The following is an 18,468-nucleotide window of genomic DNA, read 5'->3' on the forward strand; positions in this document are numbered from 1 at the left end:
ACAGAGGCAAATCATCCATAAATCAAAGGGCTGAGGATGAGAAAAAGGGCTGAGAGATCTCAGTCACAATAAATTTACATTTCACTGCCCGGAATATGATTTGGTGCAAAATTATTCACCGATAAAAGGTATGCAGTTGAGTAAAAATAGTTTGTTGGAACGCTTTTCCAATAACCCTCGGCCTAACACAATTTTGGTTCTGTCTACGAGGTCACTTTCTGTTATCGCAAAATGCACAGTCAGCACTTTATAAAAGAATTGTTATGGTGTTTTATGTGAAATGTTAATGGTTGTGGGCGATTTCATTGTTTCTCTAAAACAATACGCTTGGTTGGCGTGGCTTATTTAACATCCTAACTCTTTGAATCATTGACGCTTACTGTGAATTGTTCGATAAGAAAGAGTAAAGAATGTGAGTAGTGATTCTTCCCAATTTGTAGACGATGAATATCGCTTTGAGCCCACGTTGCGGGCGAAGTTTTCACGTCGAAGGTGGTTCAATTGGAAAGGCATTGAACTGCGTTTGGTGTTGGCTTTAGCGATGCTGTCGATGACGACGATCTTTCTTTCGGTCTTTTCTAGTTTCACTTTTGATATTCTCAATCAGCGCCTTGTTGAGCTGAAAGAGCAAGAGATCCCCGCGCTCGACAATGCGGCTCGCCTGAACGACAGAGTCAGAGAAGTCATCACAACCTCTTCCCAACTCAGTGGTGCTGAATCCAACCTAGAGCGCCAACAAGCGATGCTGCGAATTGAACAGGCCATTTCGGAGATGAAAGGCATCATGGTTCAATTTCCCGACTACCACTCTTACTTCAAGGATCTTATCTCACAAGTTCACAATAGCTTGAGCTTGCTCTATCAAAGTGAAATAGAGTCGCAGCAGCTCAACAAAGAGTTACGTAACCTGCTAGAAGGTTTCTATCCATTGCTCCAACAAGCCAGTGACGCACTCGATGATCTCCCTCAATCGAGTAAGCAGCAGATTGATTTTGCCCAACTAAAGGCACTGCTCTACTATCAACTGGGTTTGGTCGAGAAGCTCTACAACGATTCTAGCTTCAATGAACTCGATTACACTGGATACCGTCTAGAGCAGGTCGGTGAAGAGTGGTGGGGCATTTGGGCGAGTGGAGATTTAAGGAGTGAATTTCCTGAGTTAGATGAACAGTTGATGGTGATCTATAGCCTGGCGTCTAGTACAAGCACTCTGTACGAGTTAAAAAATAAGGCGCTCGATCACCGTTATCAAGAGATGTACTTTCTACAAAATAGCCGAGAGCACCTCAACCAGCTCACGGTTCAAATTGAAAGCCACACCAGCAAGGTGAATGGCAATATCGATCAATCCATTCAGCAAGCCCAGCAGTCTCTGCTTTCAAATCAGCGACTGTCTCTGTTTCTCTCCCTGTTTAGCGTATTAGCCGCAGCGGCGATATCTTGGTTCTATGTACGAAAGAGTGTTTTAGAGCGCCTCTTGCAGCTAAAAGACAATATGTTCGCTATCTCTACTGGGCATCTGGATACCGAAGTCGCGATTCGTGGTCGCGATGAAGTGACGCAAATGGCTAAGTATTTAAGGGTATTCCAAACTACCGCTAAGGTCGTGAAACAGACCAATCGTAAGCTCGAAGCTGAGGTTATCGAGCGCACTATTGCTGAAGAGAAATTGCGCGTGACCCAAGATGAGCTGATTCAAGCAGGTAAGCTTGCGGCTTTGGGGCAGTTGAGTGTCGGCATTACACATGAAATTAACCAGCCTCTTACCGCGGTGAATAGCCATGTTCGCAGTGCACAGTTGTGGTTGGAAAAAGAACGTCCGGATAAGGCGGCGAACAACCTGCAGAAGATCGAGATATTACTAGAGAAAGTCGCAGCGATTACCCGTCACCTGAAAGCATTTTCGCGTAAGAGCGATGGCAAGCTAACCAGTGTTGTATTGAACGATGTGATTAGCGATGCGATTGACTTGTTTGAAACTCGCCAAAGCGGAGTCAACATTGAGTATTTACCGAATCGGGCACTGTTGGTTCGAGCCAATAGCATCCGCTTAGAACAAGTATTGGTGAATCTAATTAGCAATGCGTTAGATGCTATCGAGCACAAAGAACAACCTAAGTTAATCATTTCTACCTCTGAGCACTCAGAGACCATCGAAGTATCAGTCAAAGACAACGGTTTAGGTATTCCTCAAGAGGATCTCCCGCACTTGTTTGACCCATTTTATTCACGAAAAAGCTCTGGAAAAGGGCTCGGACTTGGTTTGTCCATTGCTTACAACATCATAAAAGACTTTGGTGGTTCGATTCATGTGGAATCTCAAGAACACCAAGGCACAACTTTCATCGTCACTCTACCAAAAGGCACACACTCATGACCCAAGACAACCACATTATTTTGATTGATGACGAACTGGACGTTGTCGAAGCGGTGAGTGAAATGCTTGAGCTCGAGGGATTCAACGTCACCAGTTACACCGACCCTAATTTGGCACTCAAGTCGTTGAAGGGAAGCAGCCAGTCTGTGGTGTTGAGTGATGTTCGAATGCCGAAAATCGATGGGTTGAGTTTGGTTAGCGCGATTCAACACCGAGCACCGAACGTACAAGTGTTATTGATGAGTGGTCACGGTGACATACCTATGGCGATTGAAGCGATGAAGCTGGGTGCGTTTGATTTCTTAGAAAAACCATTGGATACCGGTGAGTTGGTAGAGAAGCTCAATCTCGCACTAGCGCAATGTCAGAGCAGCAGCTCTCAAACCTCTGGTGAGAGTGAAGAGAGTGACCTACCAATCGAGTCTGTCGTTATCGGTCAATCAAAGGGCATGGAGAGTATTCGCAAACAGGTTCTCGCTTTAGCACACACAGGTGTGGATACCATAATTAATGGTGAAACGGGTACTGGTAAAGAGGTGATAGCAAGGGCGCTTCATCAATTTAGCCGACGAAAAGCCAAACCGTTTGTAGCGATTAACTGTGGCGGTATGACAGAGAGCATCATTGAGAGTGAACTGTTTGGCCACGAGGCAGGGTCGTTCACCAGTGCCAATAAAAAACGCATTGGCAAAATAGAGCAGGCGAGTGGTGGAACCCTATTCCTTGATGAAATCGAAAGTATGCCTATCGCGGTGCAAATCAAATTACTGCGAGTGATTCAGGAGCGAACCATTGAGCGTGTTGGCGGGAATGAACTGATCCCTGTTGATATTGTTGTGGTTGCGGCAAGCAAAGCCGATCTCGCTAGCCTGAGTGAGTCGGGTGAGTTTAGAGCCGATCTTTTCTATCGCTTGAATATCGCTAGTCTGAATCTGCCGGCTCTACGCCATCGTAAAGAGGACATTCAACTGTTGTTTCGACACTTTGTTGTTCAAGCTAGCCACAAATACAAGACTCGTCCATCGACAATTTACCCTGAGCAGATCCAGCAGTTGTGTCGACATGAGTGGCCGGGCAACGTGCGTGAGCTCCGTAATGTCGCAGACCGTTTTGTGTTGGGTATTGTGGGTGATGGTTTCGATCTGCAATCGCCAAGCTGTGAGTCGACCAGTGGTGAATTTGCATTTGAGAAACAGATGGAGCAGTACGAGCGTAACGTGTTAACAGAAGCTTTGATAGAGAGCGCTGGCAACATCAACGATGTGTCTAACAAGCTTAACTTACCCCGTAAAACCTTGTACCGAAAAATGAAAAAGCATCAGCTTGATAAAGAGAGTTTCAAAATATAGTCGTTCAAAACATAGTTCGTTCCAAACATAGTCAGGGTGAAAAGGATAAAACTGATAAGACAGTAATGACCCATTTAATTAATCAATAAATTAATATCCACTTCAAGTGTTTGTAATATAAGGTTTTTAATATTTGGCACAATGCCTGCACTTCACTATTGCGGCTTAAAGCCATTGCTGCGTATAAGCATTGTGGTTTAAGCCGCAGGCAGGCTATCAGTCTCCGTATTGCATCCGTATCTTTTATTGATGAGCGGAAGCGTTAAGGTGGAGACTGAATGGCCAAATTAAGGAAAGTAAAAATAATTGCTTGTTGCAAGGAGATACAAACATGAAGCAAATTCTGAAAGGTTCAATTGCTTTAATACTCGGCGTGAGTTCGATGACAGCATGGGCAGCACAAGAGTCTGCCAACCTTGGACCTCGTCCCCTCTTTTTAATCAACAATATGGACGAAGGACCGCTGAAAACTAAGCTATTGAGTTGTAGTGAAGGGCCTTTCCAGCGCAGTGACTTCTCGATTGGTCACCGTGGTGCGCCAATGCAGTTCCCGGAACATACTAAAGAGTCTTATCTCGCTGCGATTCAAATGGGTGCTGGCATCTTGGAATGTGATGTGACCTTTACCAAAGACAAAGAGCTTGTCTGCCGTCACTCACAAAACGATCTGCACACCACGACGGACGTGTTGGCTCATCCAGAGCTTGCGAAGAAATGTACGGTTCCATTTAAACCAGCTAACCCTGCAACGGGTGAAGACGCTCAGGTGGAGTGTCGCACTACAGACTTTACCTTGGCGGAGTTTAAGACTCTTAAAGGGAAAATGGACGGTGCGAACCCTAAAGCCACCACGGTTGAAGAGTACATGAATGGCACGCCTGGCTGGAGAACTGATCTTTATAGCCAAAGCGGTACCTTGATGACCCATGCTGAGAGTGCAGCGCTGTTCAAGCAACATGGCGTGAAGGTGACACCGGAGCTGAAATCAGCAGCGGTAGAGATGCCATTCAATGGCTTTAGCCAAGAGATGTATGCTCAAAAGCTGGTGGATGAAGTCAAGGCTGCTGGTTTTGATGCGTCTGAAGCCTACCTACAGTCATTCAACCTGGATGACGTTAAATACTGGATCAAAGAGAACCCTAAGTTTGGTGAACAAGCGGTGTATCTGGACGATCGTGTGTATGAACAAGCGGACTTCGTCGCTTCGATTGAGAACATGAAAGAGCTACAAAAAGCAGGTGTAAACATCATCGCACCGCCGTTGTTTGCTCTAGTTGAGCTTGATAAAGATAACCAAATCGTTGCGTCTGACTACGCTAAACTGGCGAAGCAAGCTGACTTAGACATCATTGCTTGGACACTTGAGCGTTCAGGTCCACTGGCACAAGGTGGTGGTTGGTATTACCAAAGCGTCAAGCAAGGCATCAACAACGATGGCGATATGATGAAGATGCTAGACGTACTCGCGCAAGACGTTGAAGTGTTGGGTGTATTCAGTGACTGGCCTGCAACGACGACTTATTACGCTAACTGCATGGCACCAAAAGCCTAAGTGAGCTGGTGAGATGGGCGGTATGAAGTGAGCTGCCTGTCTCTATGATTGGACAATCTCAATCTATTTTTTAAGAGCCTTCGGGCTCTTTTTTTGGCTTGATAAGTGTGGGACAAAAGTGACCCAAATTCATATTAATAGCTTGGACAAAAATGACTCAAATCTAATCACCTAAAATGAGATTTGTTTTAAGTGGTTGAAAATAAATAAAATAATAGTTGGCACAAAGGGTGCAATAAGAGGTTCGACCCTCAACAAAAAGTAAAAGTAAGGTTTGAATATGAAAATCAGTGTTAAAGGACTGTTAATCGCTAGCTCCCTACTACTTCCTTCAATGGCTATGGCAAACGACTGCTCTAGCCGTGGTGTGTTAGACGATCGATACTGTGATGAAAACCAAGATTTAGTGGCAGACTCGCCTAAAAATCCAGATGAGTGGAATGACCCGAGTACGCTCGTGTTTACCTACACTCCTGTAGAAGACCCAGCCTTGTATAAAGATGCATTTGCGGATTTCCAAGCGCACCTAAGTAAGATCACAGGTAAGCGCGTGATTTACTACACAGTGCACTCAAACTCTGCACAAGTGGAAGCGATGCGTTCTGGTCGTCTGCACGTTGCAGGTTTCTCGACAGGTCCAACGGGCTATGCGGTTAACCTAGCGGGTTATGTACCAATCGCGGTGAAAGGTGATGAGTCAGGCTTCCAAGGTTACAACCTAATCACTATCGTGCGTAAAGACAGCGGCATCAAGACGATGGCTGATCTGAAAGGTAAAAAGGTTGCGCATACTTCTGCGTCATCAAACTCTGGCAACCTTGCACCACGTGCACTTTTCCCTGCAAAAGGCTTAGTACCAGACCAAGACTACAAGGTGCTTTACTCGGGTAAGCATGATCAATCTATTTTGGGTGTATACAACGGAGACTACGATGCAGCACCTGTCGCCTCTGATGTTTACGACCGCATGGTTGCAGCAGGACGCGTAGATGCATCTGAGCTTAAAATCATCTACCGCAGCCCACGTTTCCCAACATCAGCATTTGGCTACGCTTACAACCTTAAACCAGAGCTTGTTGATAAGATCAACGAAGCCTTCTTTAGCTACCGCTTTACACCAGAAATGAGCGCAGCATTCAAAGGCGCTGACCGTTTCTCTCCTATCTCTTACAAAGAAGAGTGGGGCGTGATTCGTGATATCGCTCATGCAACCGGTACTGCTTACACCAAAGCGGGTCTGAAAAAGCTTGCGGAAAAAGATGCGGCGAAACGCGCGAAGAAAAAAGCAGCTGAGCTCGCGAAACAAGCAAACAGTCAGTAACTCCTCTCTAATACCATTTTCACTTATTCACTGAATAAGTTGTTTTAAGTCGATGCCCTCACGGGTAGGGCATCGCTCATTCTAAATTTGCACAAGGAAACGCAGTATGGCCGTAGCTAGCTATGACGGAATTAAGATCAACGACCTGTATCACGAATACGTAGCAGGAAAGCCGATCCTTAAAGGAATTAATATTGATATCGATGAACCAGGGATCATCGCCATCATTGGCCCATCAGGTACGGGTAAAAGTACACTGCTTCGTTGCATCAACCGTCTAAATGATCCAAGTAAGGGTGAGATTATCTTTGATGGTTCTGACCTGACAAAACTGCAGGGACAAGCGCTGCGTAAACAGCGTCGTCACATTGGTATGGTTTTTCAAGAGTACAACCTAGTAGAGCGATTGACTGTTATTGAGAACGTGCTGAGTGGCCGCTTAGGCTACATGACGGCTTGGAATGCGTGGCGTCGTAACTACTCTTCACAAGACCTTGCAAAAGCCTTCGAACTACTAGAATTTGTTGGCCTTCAAGACTTCGCTAATCAGCGTGCAGACAGCTTATCTGGCGGTCAAAGACAGCGTGTGGGTATTGCTCGTGCTGTTATGCAAGACCCATACATCTTATTGGCTGATGAACCAACGTCATCTCTTGACCCTAAAACAGCGGTAGAAATCATGGAGTTGATGGAAACCTTCGCACAGCAGAAAAATATCCCGGTACTAGTCAACATTCACGATGTGAGCCTAGCGAAGCGTTATGCGAAACGCATCATAGGTATGTGTAACGGTAAGGTGCATTACGATGGCAGCCCTGAAGGTATCTCAGAAGATGACCTTAAGATCATCTACGGAGGTGAGTCATGGCTGGATTAACCACAAACTCATCGACATCGCAGACTCAATATCAGAATCCGTTTAAGGCATCGTGGACAAACCGTGCGATTGTGGTGGCGATCGTCGCTTACCTTTTCTATAGCTTTTCGACCTTGGGTTTGACCTTTGACCGACTAATTATCGGTTTTGGCGAAAGTGAGCGTTTACTATCGCGCATGTTTCCGCCCGATTTTTCACGCACAAACTTACTGTTAAGTGGTTTGGCGGAGAGCTTGCAGATCGCGATTATTTCGAGCTTCTTCGGCATCGTTATCTCTCTGTTCTTGGGCTTATTAGCAGCAAGAAACATGATGCCATCGATTGTATCAACGCCAATTCGAGGCTTTATCGCGCTATGTCGCTCTTTTCACCCAGTAATCATTGCGATTCTATTCGTAAAAGCCGTGGGCTTCGGCGCATTGGCGGGGATCCTGACTCTCGTGTTCGCTTCAATTGGCTTCATTGCCAAGTTGTTTGCAGAAGCGATTGAAGAGATCTCTTTCAAACCAGTCGAAGCTATTAAAGCGACTGGGGCAAGCTTTGTGAGTGTGATTCTGTATGCGGTAATGCCGCAAGTGTTCACTCGCTTTATTGGCTTTGCTAGCTACCAACTCGACTCGAACCTACGTAACTCGACCATGGTTGGTATCGTTGGTGCGGGTGGTCTGGGTGGGACACTGTTCTCGGCATTCCAGCGCTTCGATTACGATTTTGTAGCGGCGATTTTGATCACCATTATCGCTTTGATTCTTGTAGGTGAGTTTCTTTCCAACATCGTTAGGAGAATTTTCTGATGACAACAGCATCTATTGATAGAGAGTGGCAGCGATTTACTCCTAATGAACGCATCGCTCGATTCGCCATTTATCTGAGTTTGGTGAGCGCGATTGTGTGGTCTTGGCAAACAGTGGAAGTGATTCCTGAGTTTCTGTATGACGCGCCTGCGCAGTTCGCGGATATGTTTCAACGCATGCTACCGATGGATTATGGGTTTTATCCAACGACCATTCATGATGCGATGATCGAGACGCTGCACATCGCAACGCTCGGCACACTGTTTACTCTTATTTTTGCGATACCTTTAGCGCTGTTGAATGCGCCAAATATTACGCCAAACAAAAGCTTGAATTGGATTGCTCAGTTCTTTCTAGTGTCTTCACGCTCAGTGAACTCATTAGTTTGGGCCCTGCTATTCATCGCCCTGTTTGGCCCCGGTGTTCTTGCAGGCATTATGGCAATTGCCGTCCGCAGTGTAGGCTTTGTAGGGAAGCTGTTAGCGGAAGCCATTGCCGAAGTGAACATGGGGCCAATTGAAGCCTTACGTGCAACTGGCGCGTCTTGGATGAGTGTTCTACTAAAAGGTTATTGGCCACAAGTCATGCCCGCTTTCTACTCGATTGTTCTGTTCCGTTGGGATATTAACGTTCGTGAATCCGCCGTGCTTGGCTTAGTAGGTGCAGGTGGTATAGGTGTGGTACTGAATGATGCTCAAAACTTGTTTGAGTGGCAGAAGGTATCAATGGTACTGGTGAGTATTTTTGCGGTCGTGATCATCGCGGAAGCCGTCGTGATTCATATTCGTAACAAACTGATCTAATTACGTATTCCCTAACGTAAAACTGTGTGATTGAGAGCTTTTATCTAGCATTTTAAGCTCAAACGACCCTAGGAGTCTCGGTCTTCTTAGGGTCGTTTTTTTAGATTGATTCTCAGCAGTTCAGCTCTGAAAGCTATAATCGAGCCGATAAGCTTTACTGTAAGCAGTCAGCTTGAGGTATCGGATTAGAATACGCAGTGCTTAGCAAAATCACCGGCTTCATTGGCTGTCCAATCGCCTTTAGGTTTCTCTTTCATATCCGTACACCAAGCTTCACTGCCGACTTCAGTACAGGCCATGAGTTGGCTTGCCAAGAAAAGTACAAGTGCGATCTTTTTCATAATAAACATCCTTTTTTTGCATTGTTCCATAACGATAGTGGATTCCATACTACTTGCTATGTGTGATATCGACAACACTTTGTATGGTTTAATCGACGGAGCACGTTTTATTGCAAGATCAAAAAAGCCAGCACGTTGGCTGGCTCTTAATATTCTGTTTTCCTTATCCATTCACCTTATAAGATGAAAGAGTGCCGAGTTAAACTAGCTTCATCTCTTGAATGATGTCAGACGCGATTTCTGGCTTAGTGCTGGTCGGTTTAGCGTGAAGATCGGCTTTCAATTGCCCTTTTCTGTTACTCAGACCTGCTTCAAGTTTCTTGATTGCTGCGGTTACGGCAGGATACATAATATCGTCTGTCGCTTTGGCTGTTACACGCACACCTTCGTAATTTGTGAATACCTCAACTTGATGTTGGTTGTGCTCTTTAGTGATGATGATGTCGCAGCTGATCAGTGATGGAAAGTGGTTAGCAATCTTATCGAACTTGCCTTCGATGTCTTTGCGTGAGTCGTCGTTAATTGATACGTGATGTGTTTGAACGTTTACTTTCATAAATCATACCTTTCCAATGACTGTGTCATTTAAACGTAGCAAACATCCGTTAGATTAACCAACAGCGGAAACACACATGTGTGATTGAGTTCAGTGTTATCAAATAATCTGTTGTTTGGCTCTTGAAACTCACCAAAACCGTGCGCATATTATGTCTCGTGATTTTGATACATGTTTAATTTTGCATCATGCCTGATGAATTACTCTAATTTGTTTCTCTGCCGCAGTAATTTATCCCTTCAAGCTAATTACTCTCAATATTAGTCACTTTTTATACAACTGCTTACTTTCCTCTTATTTCGAGCTCGAAAACCTTTAATCAATATCACAGCTCTTGATATTTCCCTCAGCAATCTGTTGACTCGTACTTTATGCGGTTTATCGTAGGCGCACTGTTCATTAAGGATCTTCTGACTATGTCTATGCCGTTAAAACTTGCTGCACTTGCAGCTTCTATGTCCGTGTCATTTAATCTGTTTGCTGCCCCAGTAGAATTTCAAGCAATCCCTGAAATCATGCAAAAGTTTGATACTGCTGAGTTGTACGTGAAAAAATCAGTCACCCTAGGTCGCTTACCTGCGGAGTCCGAAATCGGCGCGGATTTCCCGACCTATGTTTCAGACGGTAAGGGCGGTTATAGCTTAGAAACCAATAACGTAATGACAGACAATGTGGTAATTGCAAGCATGCCTAAGCCGATTGTGGACGACGTTTATAATCAATGGTTAGTGCCAAAAGAGACTTGGGTAAGCAGTTATGGTGAACTGCCAACGTCAACCACAGAGTTCAAACCGTTTAAGCGTATTAAAACCATCAAAGCGATTAAAATTGATGCCGAGATGCTAAAGCTAATGGGAAGCGAAGATGGCGAAACAGCGATCATTAAAGTGAGCTGGGATGATAAAGGAATGAAAGTTTACAAAGATGGATTCTTAGCGGATTACGAGTACGGTATCGCACCACATGAGATGGCCGAGAACTACGAGCTTGCGCCGAAATAACAGAGCTACTCCAATTCGACTTAGGCCCCGTATTCGCGGGGCTTTTTAACATCTGTTCGCGGGGCTTTTTAACATCAGTTCGCAAGGCTTTTAAACACCCGGAGATAAAGTTAGATCAAAATCACACTTTTCGCCCTATTTACCGCTCGTTGTGCTATTATGCGCCGCTTGTCTTTGTAATTGATAAAATACGCATTACCTACGCGGTTAATTCCGCCTTTAAAGGTAATGTCCTCACTCAGTTTAGCTATCAGGTTGAACATCTGCATTCTGCTCGGACGCAAGAAAGTAGCTCAGACTACTTCATTCATGTGCATTGAGAGCGCCATCTATCAAAGACCTTTATTAAACATCCCGCATTAGCGCTAACTTTGTTGGCGTGAAGGGCTTTGTTTTTCCCAAAATCATCCTTGCTGCTAGGCGTTGCTAGTAGCTGACAAGTAAGGAGCTTATATGACAACTACGGTATCTTCATCCATACCTGAATCTGCGAATGAAAAAGAGGTAAACCACCCGTTTCTCTCTTTGGTGATCATGGTAATTGTTGCGGCTTTCGCAACCTACTTTATCCCCGCAGGTGAATTTGAAAGGGTAGTGATGAATGGTCGCACCGTTATCGACCCAGACAGCTATACATTGCTCGCGAGCAACCCAACAACATTAGCCTCATTTTTTGAATCATTTTTTAAGGGCTTTAAATCAGCCTCAGGCGTGATGGGCGTTGTGGTTTTTGTGGGTGGTGCATTTGGTATCATCAAACACATGGGGCTATTGGATGCATCGGTTGTTGCGTTAACCAGCAAACTGAAAAAGCAGGGACTGTACGTGATTGCGCCAGTGATCATGACGGCGATCTTTTTCAACGTAACCTTTACCGGGATGCGTGAGTTGGACGTTATCTTCATCTCTTTGATGATCCCTATCTGCATCAAGCTAGGCTACGACGCGATTACGGCACTGGGTGTGGTTCTTTTGGCGAGCTGTGCAGGTTTTGCTGCGGCTTTGGCTAACCCATTCTTTACCGGTATTGCTCATACGATTGCAGAGCTGCCAATGTACTCAGGCATGTGGTACCGCTTTATCGTTGGTATGTTTATGCTCTTAACAGGCGCTTGGTATGTTCTGAACTACGCGCGTAAAATCAAGCAAGATCCAACCAAAGGTTTGCTACATGGTACGGGTTACCACTACGAGTCGAACGTTGAAGCTAAGGCGCTCACCTCTCGTGAAAAGCTGGCGGGTATTGCGTTCCTAGGTGTGTTTGCCTACATGATTTACGGCACACTGACCATGGGCTTCGGTTTTACTGAAATCGCGGGTGCATTCGTAGCAATGGCGATCATTCCGGGTCTCGTGGCAGGACTGTCTCCAAACAAGATTTGTGAATACTGGACAAAGGGCGTGAGCGATGTTCTGGTCGCAGTGTTGATCATCTTCTTTGCTCGCTCGGTATTAACGATCATGGAAGACGCTAAAATTGTCGATTCTATTATCTACTACCTAGCGCAAATCATCTCTGGTAGCTCAAAGTTGGTGGCAGCTGCAGGTATCTACTTCTCGCAAGCCATCATCAACCTGTTTATCCCGTCGGGCAGTGGCCAAGCGGTGATTACGATGCCAATCATCATTCCACTGGCGGATATCGGTGAGGTTACGCGTCAGGTAGCGGCACTTGCGTCTCAATTGGGTGATGGTATCTCAAACTACATTTATCCAACCAACGGTGGTTTGCTGGCGGTGTTGGCAATTGCAAAAGTGCCTTACTCGAAATGGGTTCGCTTCTTCCTACCGCTATTTCTGTTCTGGTCGGCAGGTGCGCTTATCTCTGTGGTTATCGCTCAGATGATAGAACTGGGTCCTTTCTAAGCCATATGAATAGAAACATTAAAGGCAGCGAGTTACGCTGCCTTTTTTGTGTCCAAATGAATTCGGCTAATCAAATCGATATGAAGAAGGCACCACAATCACTCCTTCTTTTGATATGTGGAATCGCTTGGCGTCTTCTTTACTGTCAACACCAATCATAGTCCCTGCTGGTACTTTAACGTGCTTATCTATGATGCAGTTTTGAATGTGGCAGTTTTTACCAATCTCTACATTCTCAAAAAGGATGCTGTCGATAACAATTGCCGCATTCTCGACTTTTACTTTAGGGAAGAAGATGGAGTTTTGCGCTGAGCCGCCCTCAATCACCACGCCATTGGCGATCATCGAATTAATGAAAATCCCTTGGTTGCCTTCGACCGATGCGATGGTGCGAGCTGGTGGGAGCTGCTGATCGTAGGTACGAATCGCCCAGTCCGGTTGATAAAGGTCGATAGGGGAGACCGGTTTAAGCAAGTCCATGTTGGATTGATAGTAAGAGTCGATGGTACCGACATCTCTCCAGTAAGCGTCTTGCGTCACTCGTCCCTCTTCACTGCCAAATTTATACGCATACACACTTTGATTGTTCACCAGTTTAGGGATGACATCTTTGCCGAAGTCGTGGCTAGAGTTTGGATCTTCCGCATCGTCTAATAGGGCGCGGGTCAGTACTTCTTTGTCGAAAATGTAGATACCCATCGAGGCCATGCTTCTCGTTGGTCTACCCGGAACACACGCGGGGTAGCGTGGTTTCTCGGTGAAGTTTTGAATTTGGTGAGACTCGTCAATTTCCATCACACCAAACTCTTTGGCTTCATCAATCGACACTTCCATACACGCGACCGTGAGATCGGCCTCTGTCTGTTTGTGCTGCTTGAGCATCGGCGCGTAGTCCATGCGGTAGATGTGATCACCAGACAGCACCACGACGTGCTTTGCTTCACTGCGAGAGAGTAGGTACAAGTTCTGATAGATGGCATCAGCCGTGCCGCTGTACCAGCTGTCTCCGGTACGCATTTGAGGGGGAACATTGGTGATGAACTCGCCAAGCTCTGGGTTGAGTACCGACCAGCCATCACGCAGGTGTTTCTGTAAAGAGTGGGATTTGTACTGAGTCAACACCAGTATTTGTCGCAAACCAGAATGTAAACAGTTTGCTAACGTGAAGTCGATGATTCGATATTTGCCACCAAATGGGACGGCGGGCTTGGCGCGGTTGTCTGTAAGTGGGGAAAGCCGAGAACCTACGCCACCTGCGAGTACGATGGTTAGAGTGTCTTGCATGTCAGAACCTCAATGTATTTATGATTATGCCAAGACTACTGCAAGCTTTAAGCCATATGTAAGTTGTTGAATTATAGTGTTGAAAAGATGATAACAGGTACAGGTGCACCAAAATAGCACACGGGGTAAGTGTAAAGGAAATAATTGCACCGAACTGGTGCGCTGGGTGTGTTCAGTGTTTTGTTTAACAAAATGATGCACGGGAAAGTTGCATTACAAAAGTGTCAATAAATTGGGTGGATAGAGTGATCGAGGTTAAATAAATTTATATAAATACTCATAAGTTTTCACAAATTGATTTCCATCAATAATGTGGGGTTATTGTGTGCTACCTTGCACGCAAAATAAGAAATGATTACTGACTCATCAATAAGTAAGCCCTACAAAAGGAAATAATAATGAAAAAAACAGTATGTGGTATTGCGGTTCTTTCAGCCCTTATGTCTGCTAACGTTCTTGCTCACAGCGAAGGCGATTTCATCGTTCGTGTCGGTGCAGCAACGGTATCTCCAAATGACAGCAGTGGTGATGTTCTTGACACTGCTGGTGCTGAGTTCTCAGTAGATTCAAACACGCAGCTAGGTCTGACACTTGGCTACATGTTTACTGACAACATCAGCTTCGAAGTACTGGCCGCGACTCCATTTTCTCACAGCATTTCTACTAACTTTGGTGGCCTAGGAGAAATTGCTGATACCAAGCACCTTCCACCAACGTTTATGGTTCAATACTACTTCGGTGACTCGCAAAGTGATTTCCGCCCATACGTGGGTGCGGGTATCAACTACACCGTGTTCTTCGACGAGTCTCTGAATAGCAAAGCCAAAGCAGCAGGTCTAAGTGATTTATCGCTAGATGACTCTTGGGGCTTGGCAGCAAACGTTGGTATGGACTACATGATCAATGATGATTGGTTCTTAAACGCATCGGTTTGGTATGCAGATATCGGTACAACAGCAAAGTATAAGCACACAGCTGGTGTTACAACCACTCAATACTCAACTGACGTAGACATCGACCCATGGGTATTCATGATCGGCGGTGGTTACAACTTCTAAATAGATGATTATTCCCATCGTTCTAATTAATCAACTGCTTTAACTTTAAGCGCTCAAGCACCAGCCAGCTTGGGCGTTTTTTTGTATCTGGGCTTTTTATGCTTGTGCGTTTTTATGTTGATGTGTTTTCGGTAGACATAACAGTATCGTGATATATACAACACTGCTTTTATAAATATAATTCAAATCGATGGATGTAACTTTTTATTAACCAATTTGTAGGCGAGGTGTCATAGAACAGCTCTAGGATTGCGACTTTCGATCATGGAGGATATATGAAAAAGCACTCGCTAAAACTCAATGGATTTAACCTAAGCAAGACTCAACTTTTCACTTCAATTTCTGTCTCAATCGCTCTGATGGGTTGTTCACAATCGAGCACCAATCAAGAAAGCGAACTTGTGGCTGCTTTTTCTGCGCCGACTTTTTATGGTTATGAATGTCAAGCGCCAACACAACCAATGTCCTCTTCTAAAGAAGTCACGGGCATTCGCTTGGTTGGCACCTCGGTCGCTGACGCACCTTTTGATACGTCAGCTGCAGAGATCGTCAGCTACGATGTTTGCACCGATAAACTCTACGTTGTGAATGCTCAAGCAAAAAAAGTGGATGTGTTGTCGCTGGATGCTGATGGCAAGCCAAGTGCAGAAGGTTCAATCGATTTGCAGTCGGCAGCGAGTGCGTCTGGGATCAATATTGGTGCAGCTAACAGTGTTTCTACCCACAATGGGTTGGTGGCGGTCGCTATCGAGAATGCAGACAAACAGTCTAACGGTTTGATTGCGCTGTATCGTTCGGACACGCTAGAGCTGATTACCACTTTTAACGCAGGTGCACTGCCAGACATGGTGAGCTTTTCGAAAGACGGACGTTATATCGCTGCCGCTAACGAAGGTGAGCCGAACGCGGATTACACTATTGACCCAGAAGGCAGCGTGACCTTAATCGATTTATTACAAGGACCACAAGATGCTGTCGTTAAGCAAATCGACTTTAAGGCCTTTAATGCTGAGCAATCACGCCATAGCGAACTCAGCGACAAGGTTCGTATCTCTGCACCAAATGCAACTGTAGCTCAAGATCTAGAACCTGAGTACCTAACTTTCTCGGACAACGGTAAGCTTTATGTGGCCCTGCAAGAGAACAATGCCCTAGCAGCGATTGATGTCAAAACGGCTACGGTTGATGCGATCTTCGGTCTGGGCGGAAAGTCATGGGCTAACGCAGAGCTAGACGCGTCGAATAAAGACAAAAAACTGGGTAACTTCCAAAGCTATGACATGCTTGAAGGGCTTTATATGCCAGACAGCATCGCGAGCTATAGCGTCAATGGAGCTACCTACATCGTAACGGCCAATGAAGGTGATGGCCGAGAGTATGGTATTGACACTACTCAGAAAGCTTGTGATGAACTTGGTTACAAGTGGGATGGTGATGATTTCCAAGGCACGGCACAATACTCAACAGTAGAAGATTTCTGCATAGCGTATGTAGACGAAGTGCGCGGTAAAAAGTTGGATGTCGCGGACGATCACCCATTAGCAGAAGCCTTAAAAGACAACAAGCAGCTAGCTCGTCTAAAGGTGATTAAGCCTCAACAGACGTTGCAAGCGGATCAAAAAGTTCAAGCATTTGGTTCTCGATCGTTCTCTATTTGGGATGAATCAGGTGAGTTGGTCTTCGATAGTGGTGATGACTTCGCCAAGATTGTTTATCAACAGCAGCCAGAGCATTTCAATAGCACCAATGACAACAACATGAGTGGCGATGATCGCAGCGATGATAAAGGTGTTGAGCCAGAAGCTATTGAAGTGGCGATGATCAATGGTAAGCATTACGCGTTCATTGGCTTAGAGCGTCATGGTGGCATCATGGTTTATGACGTGACGGATCCAAAAGAGAGTCGTTTTATCAGTTACTTAAATAACCGCGACTTCTCACAACCAGTTTGCACAAAAGTGGATGAAGACGGCGATTGTGACAACGATACCTACAACCCGAAAGCGGGTGATTTAGGGCCTGAATCGATTAAATACTTTAGCCGTTCTGGTGAGCACTTTATTGCCGTTGGCAGTGAAGTGAGTGGCACGACATCGGTGTTTCGTATCGAATTCTAATACGGTTATGGAATATTGATTGAAACCATAAGGGTGAGCTTAGGCTTGCCCTTTTTTATTGATAAGTGATCAATTTAACACTTGTTTCACATTTGCATAGTATTTAATTGCACAATGTTCGGTCGCAGAGTAATGTTTTAAACGGTTCAAAAAACGATCAGTTAATGAAATCTGTAGCTAGGTTTACATCTAATTACGGTTTAATAATCAAGGAGATGATTGTGCTTAAACGTAATTTATTAGTGGCGTTATTCGCGATTCTACCAGCCATGGCAAGTGCTGAAAACTATTCAATTGGTACCGGTGGTCAGAGCGGTATTTACTATCCATTTGGTGGTGCTTTGGCAAAAGTCTGGTCTGAAAATGTGCCAGATGTGAATGCAAAAGCGGAAGTGACAGCAGCCTCAGTTGAGAACACGATTAAGGTCGTCCGCGGTGATATGATCGCAGGTATCGCAATGGGTAACGTTGTGTTGGATGCTTATAATGGCGAAGGCAAGTTCCCTAAAAAAATGCCAGTGAAGACGCTGTTTGCTCTCTATCCAAATCTGGTTCATACCCTAACTCTTAAAGATTCAGGTATCGATTCGCTAGCACAGCTTAAAGGCAAGCGTGTTTCTCTTGGTGCACCTGCAAGTGGTACAGCGGTAACATCGGCAGCGCTGCTAGAGTCGATGGGTATTGATGTGAAAAACGACATCGATGCGGTTTACCTAAACTACTCAGAAACAACAAATGCACTGGCGAATGGTCAAATCGATGCAGGTTTCATCGTGGGTGGTCAAGGTGTTGGTGCGGTAACGCAAATCGCCCTAACTCATGACATTAAAGTGCTCTCTATTTCAGAAGAAGAGAGTGCCAACTTCATGAAACAGTATCCAGCTTACAGTGCATACGATATTCCAGCAGGCGTTTATAACAAGGTTGAGCCAGTATCGACATTAAGCGTGTGGAACGTGCTAGTGGTTAATGCCAATATGAGTGATGACATGGCATTTAACCTAACAAAAGCGGCATTTGAGAACATTGGTGATATTCGTAAGGTCGTAAAAATGGCTGAGATGACGACACCAGAAAATGCATCTCGATTGCAAGGCGTACCGCTTCATGCGGGTGCTCAGAAGTATCTAGACTCGGTAAGCAAATAACATCTCTACCTCAGGGTAAGTGGC

General features: G+C 45.2%; 15 protein-coding genes. 12 read left to right on the forward strand and 3 right to left on the reverse strand.

The genetic code is table 11. The annotated features are described in order from the left end of the window. Positions 1–466 precede the first annotated feature (466 nt). From KI655_RS16380 to phnE (KI655_RS16410), 7 genes are all read left to right on the forward strand, one after another. Complete coding sequence (locus KI655_RS16380) at positions 467–2,377, forward strand: ATP-binding protein (protein WP_306416365.1); 1,911 nt, start codon at positions 467–469, stop codon at positions 2,375–2,377. Then, positions 2,374–3,726 carry a sigma-54 dependent transcriptional regulator gene (locus KI655_RS16385; RefSeq protein ID WP_285407175.1) on the forward strand — a complete coding sequence of 451 codons (1,353 nt, stop codon included), beginning with the start codon at positions 2,374–2,376 and terminating at the stop codon, positions 3,724–3,726. The genes KI655_RS16380 and KI655_RS16385 overlap by 4 nt, the downstream gene beginning before the upstream one ends. A gap of 331 nt (positions 3,727–4,057) precedes the next feature. After that, complete coding sequence (locus KI655_RS16390; protein ID WP_285407177.1) at positions 4,058–5,278, forward strand: glycerophosphodiester phosphodiesterase family protein; 1,221 nt, start codon at positions 4,058–4,060, stop codon at positions 5,276–5,278. A 280-nt stretch (positions 5,279–5,558) separates the two neighbouring features. Then, entirely contained in the window at positions 5,559–6,599 is a 1,041-nt protein-coding gene (gene phnD, locus KI655_RS16395; RefSeq protein WP_032553435.1) for a phosphate/phosphite/phosphonate ABC transporter substrate-binding protein, read from the forward strand. A 106-nt stretch (positions 6,600–6,705) separates the two neighbouring features. Continuing rightward, positions 6,706–7,476, forward strand: coding sequence for a phosphonate ABC transporter ATP-binding protein (gene phnC, locus KI655_RS16400; RefSeq protein WP_152470206.1), 771 nt, complete (start codon positions 6,706–6,708; stop codon positions 7,474–7,476). Continuing rightward, the gene (gene phnE / locus KI655_RS16405) at positions 7,464–8,270 is read left to right on the forward strand and encodes a phosphonate ABC transporter, permease protein PhnE (RefSeq protein ID WP_152470207.1); all 807 of its coding nucleotides are present in this window, start codon (positions 7,464–7,466) and stop codon (positions 8,268–8,270) included. Before phnC ends, phnE (KI655_RS16405) begins: the two co-directional genes overlap by 13 nt. Next, a complete protein-coding gene (gene phnE / locus KI655_RS16410) occupies positions 8,270–9,073 on the forward strand; it encodes a phosphonate ABC transporter, permease protein PhnE (protein WP_032553432.1) in 804 nt (267 codons plus the stop codon). Before phnE (KI655_RS16405) ends, phnE (KI655_RS16410) begins: the two co-directional genes overlap by 1 nt. Positions 9,074–9,258: 185 nt before the next feature. Here the strand turns inward: phnE (KI655_RS16410) and KI655_RS16415 are convergent, their stop codons facing one another. Together KI655_RS16415 and hpf are read right to left on the reverse strand one after the other, a co-directional pair. Beyond that, a complete protein-coding gene (locus tag KI655_RS16415) occupies positions 9,259–9,414 on the reverse strand; it encodes a DUF3012 domain-containing protein (protein WP_150868545.1) in 156 nt (51 codons plus the stop codon). Positions 9,415–9,613: 199 nt separating this feature from the next. Further along, positions 9,614–9,970, reverse strand: a complete 357-nt coding sequence (hpf, locus tag KI655_RS16420; protein ID WP_152470208.1) for a ribosome hibernation-promoting factor, HPF/YfiA family — start codon at positions 9,968–9,970, stop codon at positions 9,614–9,616. Between the two features lie 416 nt (positions 9,971–10,386). Between hpf and KI655_RS16425 the strand changes: the two genes are divergently transcribed. Then, the gene (locus tag KI655_RS16425; protein ID WP_285407182.1) at positions 10,387–10,971 is read left to right on the forward strand and encodes a hypothetical protein; all 585 of its coding nucleotides are present in this window, start codon (positions 10,387–10,389) and stop codon (positions 10,969–10,971) included. Between the two features lie 453 nt (positions 10,972–11,424). Continuing rightward, positions 11,425–12,837 carry a YfcC family protein gene (locus tag KI655_RS16430; RefSeq protein ID WP_285407184.1) on the forward strand — a complete coding sequence of 471 codons (1,413 nt, stop codon included), beginning with the start codon at positions 11,425–11,427 and terminating at the stop codon, positions 12,835–12,837. A 66-nt stretch (positions 12,838–12,903) separates the two neighbouring features. Here KI655_RS16430 and glgC read toward each other — a convergent pair whose 3' ends face one another. Further along, positions 12,904–14,121, reverse strand: a complete 1,218-nt coding sequence (gene glgC / locus KI655_RS16435; protein WP_285407186.1) for a glucose-1-phosphate adenylyltransferase — start codon at positions 14,119–14,121, stop codon at positions 12,904–12,906. Between the two features lie 398 nt (positions 14,122–14,519). Between glgC and ompW the strand changes: the two genes are divergently transcribed. From ompW to KI655_RS16450, 3 genes are all read left to right on the forward strand, one after another. Continuing rightward, positions 14,520–15,179, forward strand: coding sequence for an outer membrane protein OmpW (ompW, locus tag KI655_RS16440; protein ID WP_285407187.1), 660 nt, complete (start codon positions 14,520–14,522; stop codon positions 15,177–15,179). Positions 15,180–15,454: 275 nt separating this feature from the next. Further along, positions 15,455–17,296, forward strand: a complete 1,842-nt coding sequence (locus tag KI655_RS16445; RefSeq protein ID WP_373417296.1) for a choice-of-anchor I family protein — start codon at positions 15,455–15,457, stop codon at positions 17,294–17,296. Positions 17,297–17,511: 215 nt separating this feature from the next. Next, positions 17,512–18,444: a TAXI family TRAP transporter solute-binding subunit gene (locus KI655_RS16450; RefSeq protein WP_285407188.1), complete on the forward strand. Its 933-nt coding sequence runs from the start codon at positions 17,512–17,514 to the stop codon at positions 18,442–18,444. The last annotated feature ends 24 nt before the right edge of the window (positions 18,445–18,468 follow it).

Source organism: Vibrio sp. D404a (assembly GCF_030248535.1).
Lineage (GTDB): Bacteria > Pseudomonadota > Gammaproteobacteria > Enterobacterales > Vibrionaceae > Vibrio.

Bases quoted from the DNA above. Each gene is read 5' to 3' on its own strand.
- KI655_RS16385 (WP_285407175.1), top strand. From the start codon at position 2,374: ATGACCCAAGACAACCACATTATTTTGATTGATGACGAACTGGACGTT.
- KI655_RS16390 (WP_285407177.1), top strand. From the start codon at position 4,058: ATGAAGCAAATTCTGAAAGGTTCAATTGCTTTAATACTCGGCGTGAGT.
- phnD (WP_032553435.1), top strand. From the start codon at position 5,559: ATGAAAATCAGTGTTAAAGGACTGTTAATCGCTAGCTCCCTACTACTT.
- phnC (WP_152470206.1), top strand. From the start codon at position 6,706: ATGGCCGTAGCTAGCTATGACGGAATTAAGATCAACGACCTGTATCAC.
- phnE (WP_152470207.1), top strand. From the start codon at position 7,464: ATGGCTGGATTAACCACAAACTCATCGACATCGCAGACTCAATATCAG.
- phnE (WP_032553432.1), top strand. From the start codon at position 8,270: ATGACAACAGCATCTATTGATAGAGAGTGGCAGCGATTTACTCCTAAT.
- KI655_RS16415 (WP_150868545.1), bottom strand. From the start codon at position 9,414: ATGAAAAAGATCGCACTTGTACTTTTCTTGGCAAGCCAACTCATGGCC.
- hpf (WP_152470208.1), bottom strand. From the start codon at position 9,970: ATGAAAGTAAACGTTCAAACACATCACGTATCAATTAACGACGACTCA.
- KI655_RS16425 (WP_285407182.1), top strand. From the start codon at position 10,387: ATGTCTATGCCGTTAAAACTTGCTGCACTTGCAGCTTCTATGTCCGTG.
- KI655_RS16430 (WP_285407184.1), top strand. From the start codon at position 11,425: ATGACAACTACGGTATCTTCATCCATACCTGAATCTGCGAATGAAAAA.
- glgC (WP_285407186.1), bottom strand. From the start codon at position 14,121: ATGCAAGACACTCTAACCATCGTACTCGCAGGTGGCGTAGGTTCTCGG.
- ompW (WP_285407187.1), top strand. From the start codon at position 14,520: ATGAAAAAAACAGTATGTGGTATTGCGGTTCTTTCAGCCCTTATGTCT.
- KI655_RS16445 (WP_373417296.1), top strand. From the start codon at position 15,455: ATGAAAAAGCACTCGCTAAAACTCAATGGATTTAACCTAAGCAAGACT.
- KI655_RS16450 (WP_285407188.1), top strand. From the start codon at position 17,512: ATGATTGTGCTTAAACGTAATTTATTAGTGGCGTTATTCGCGATTCTA.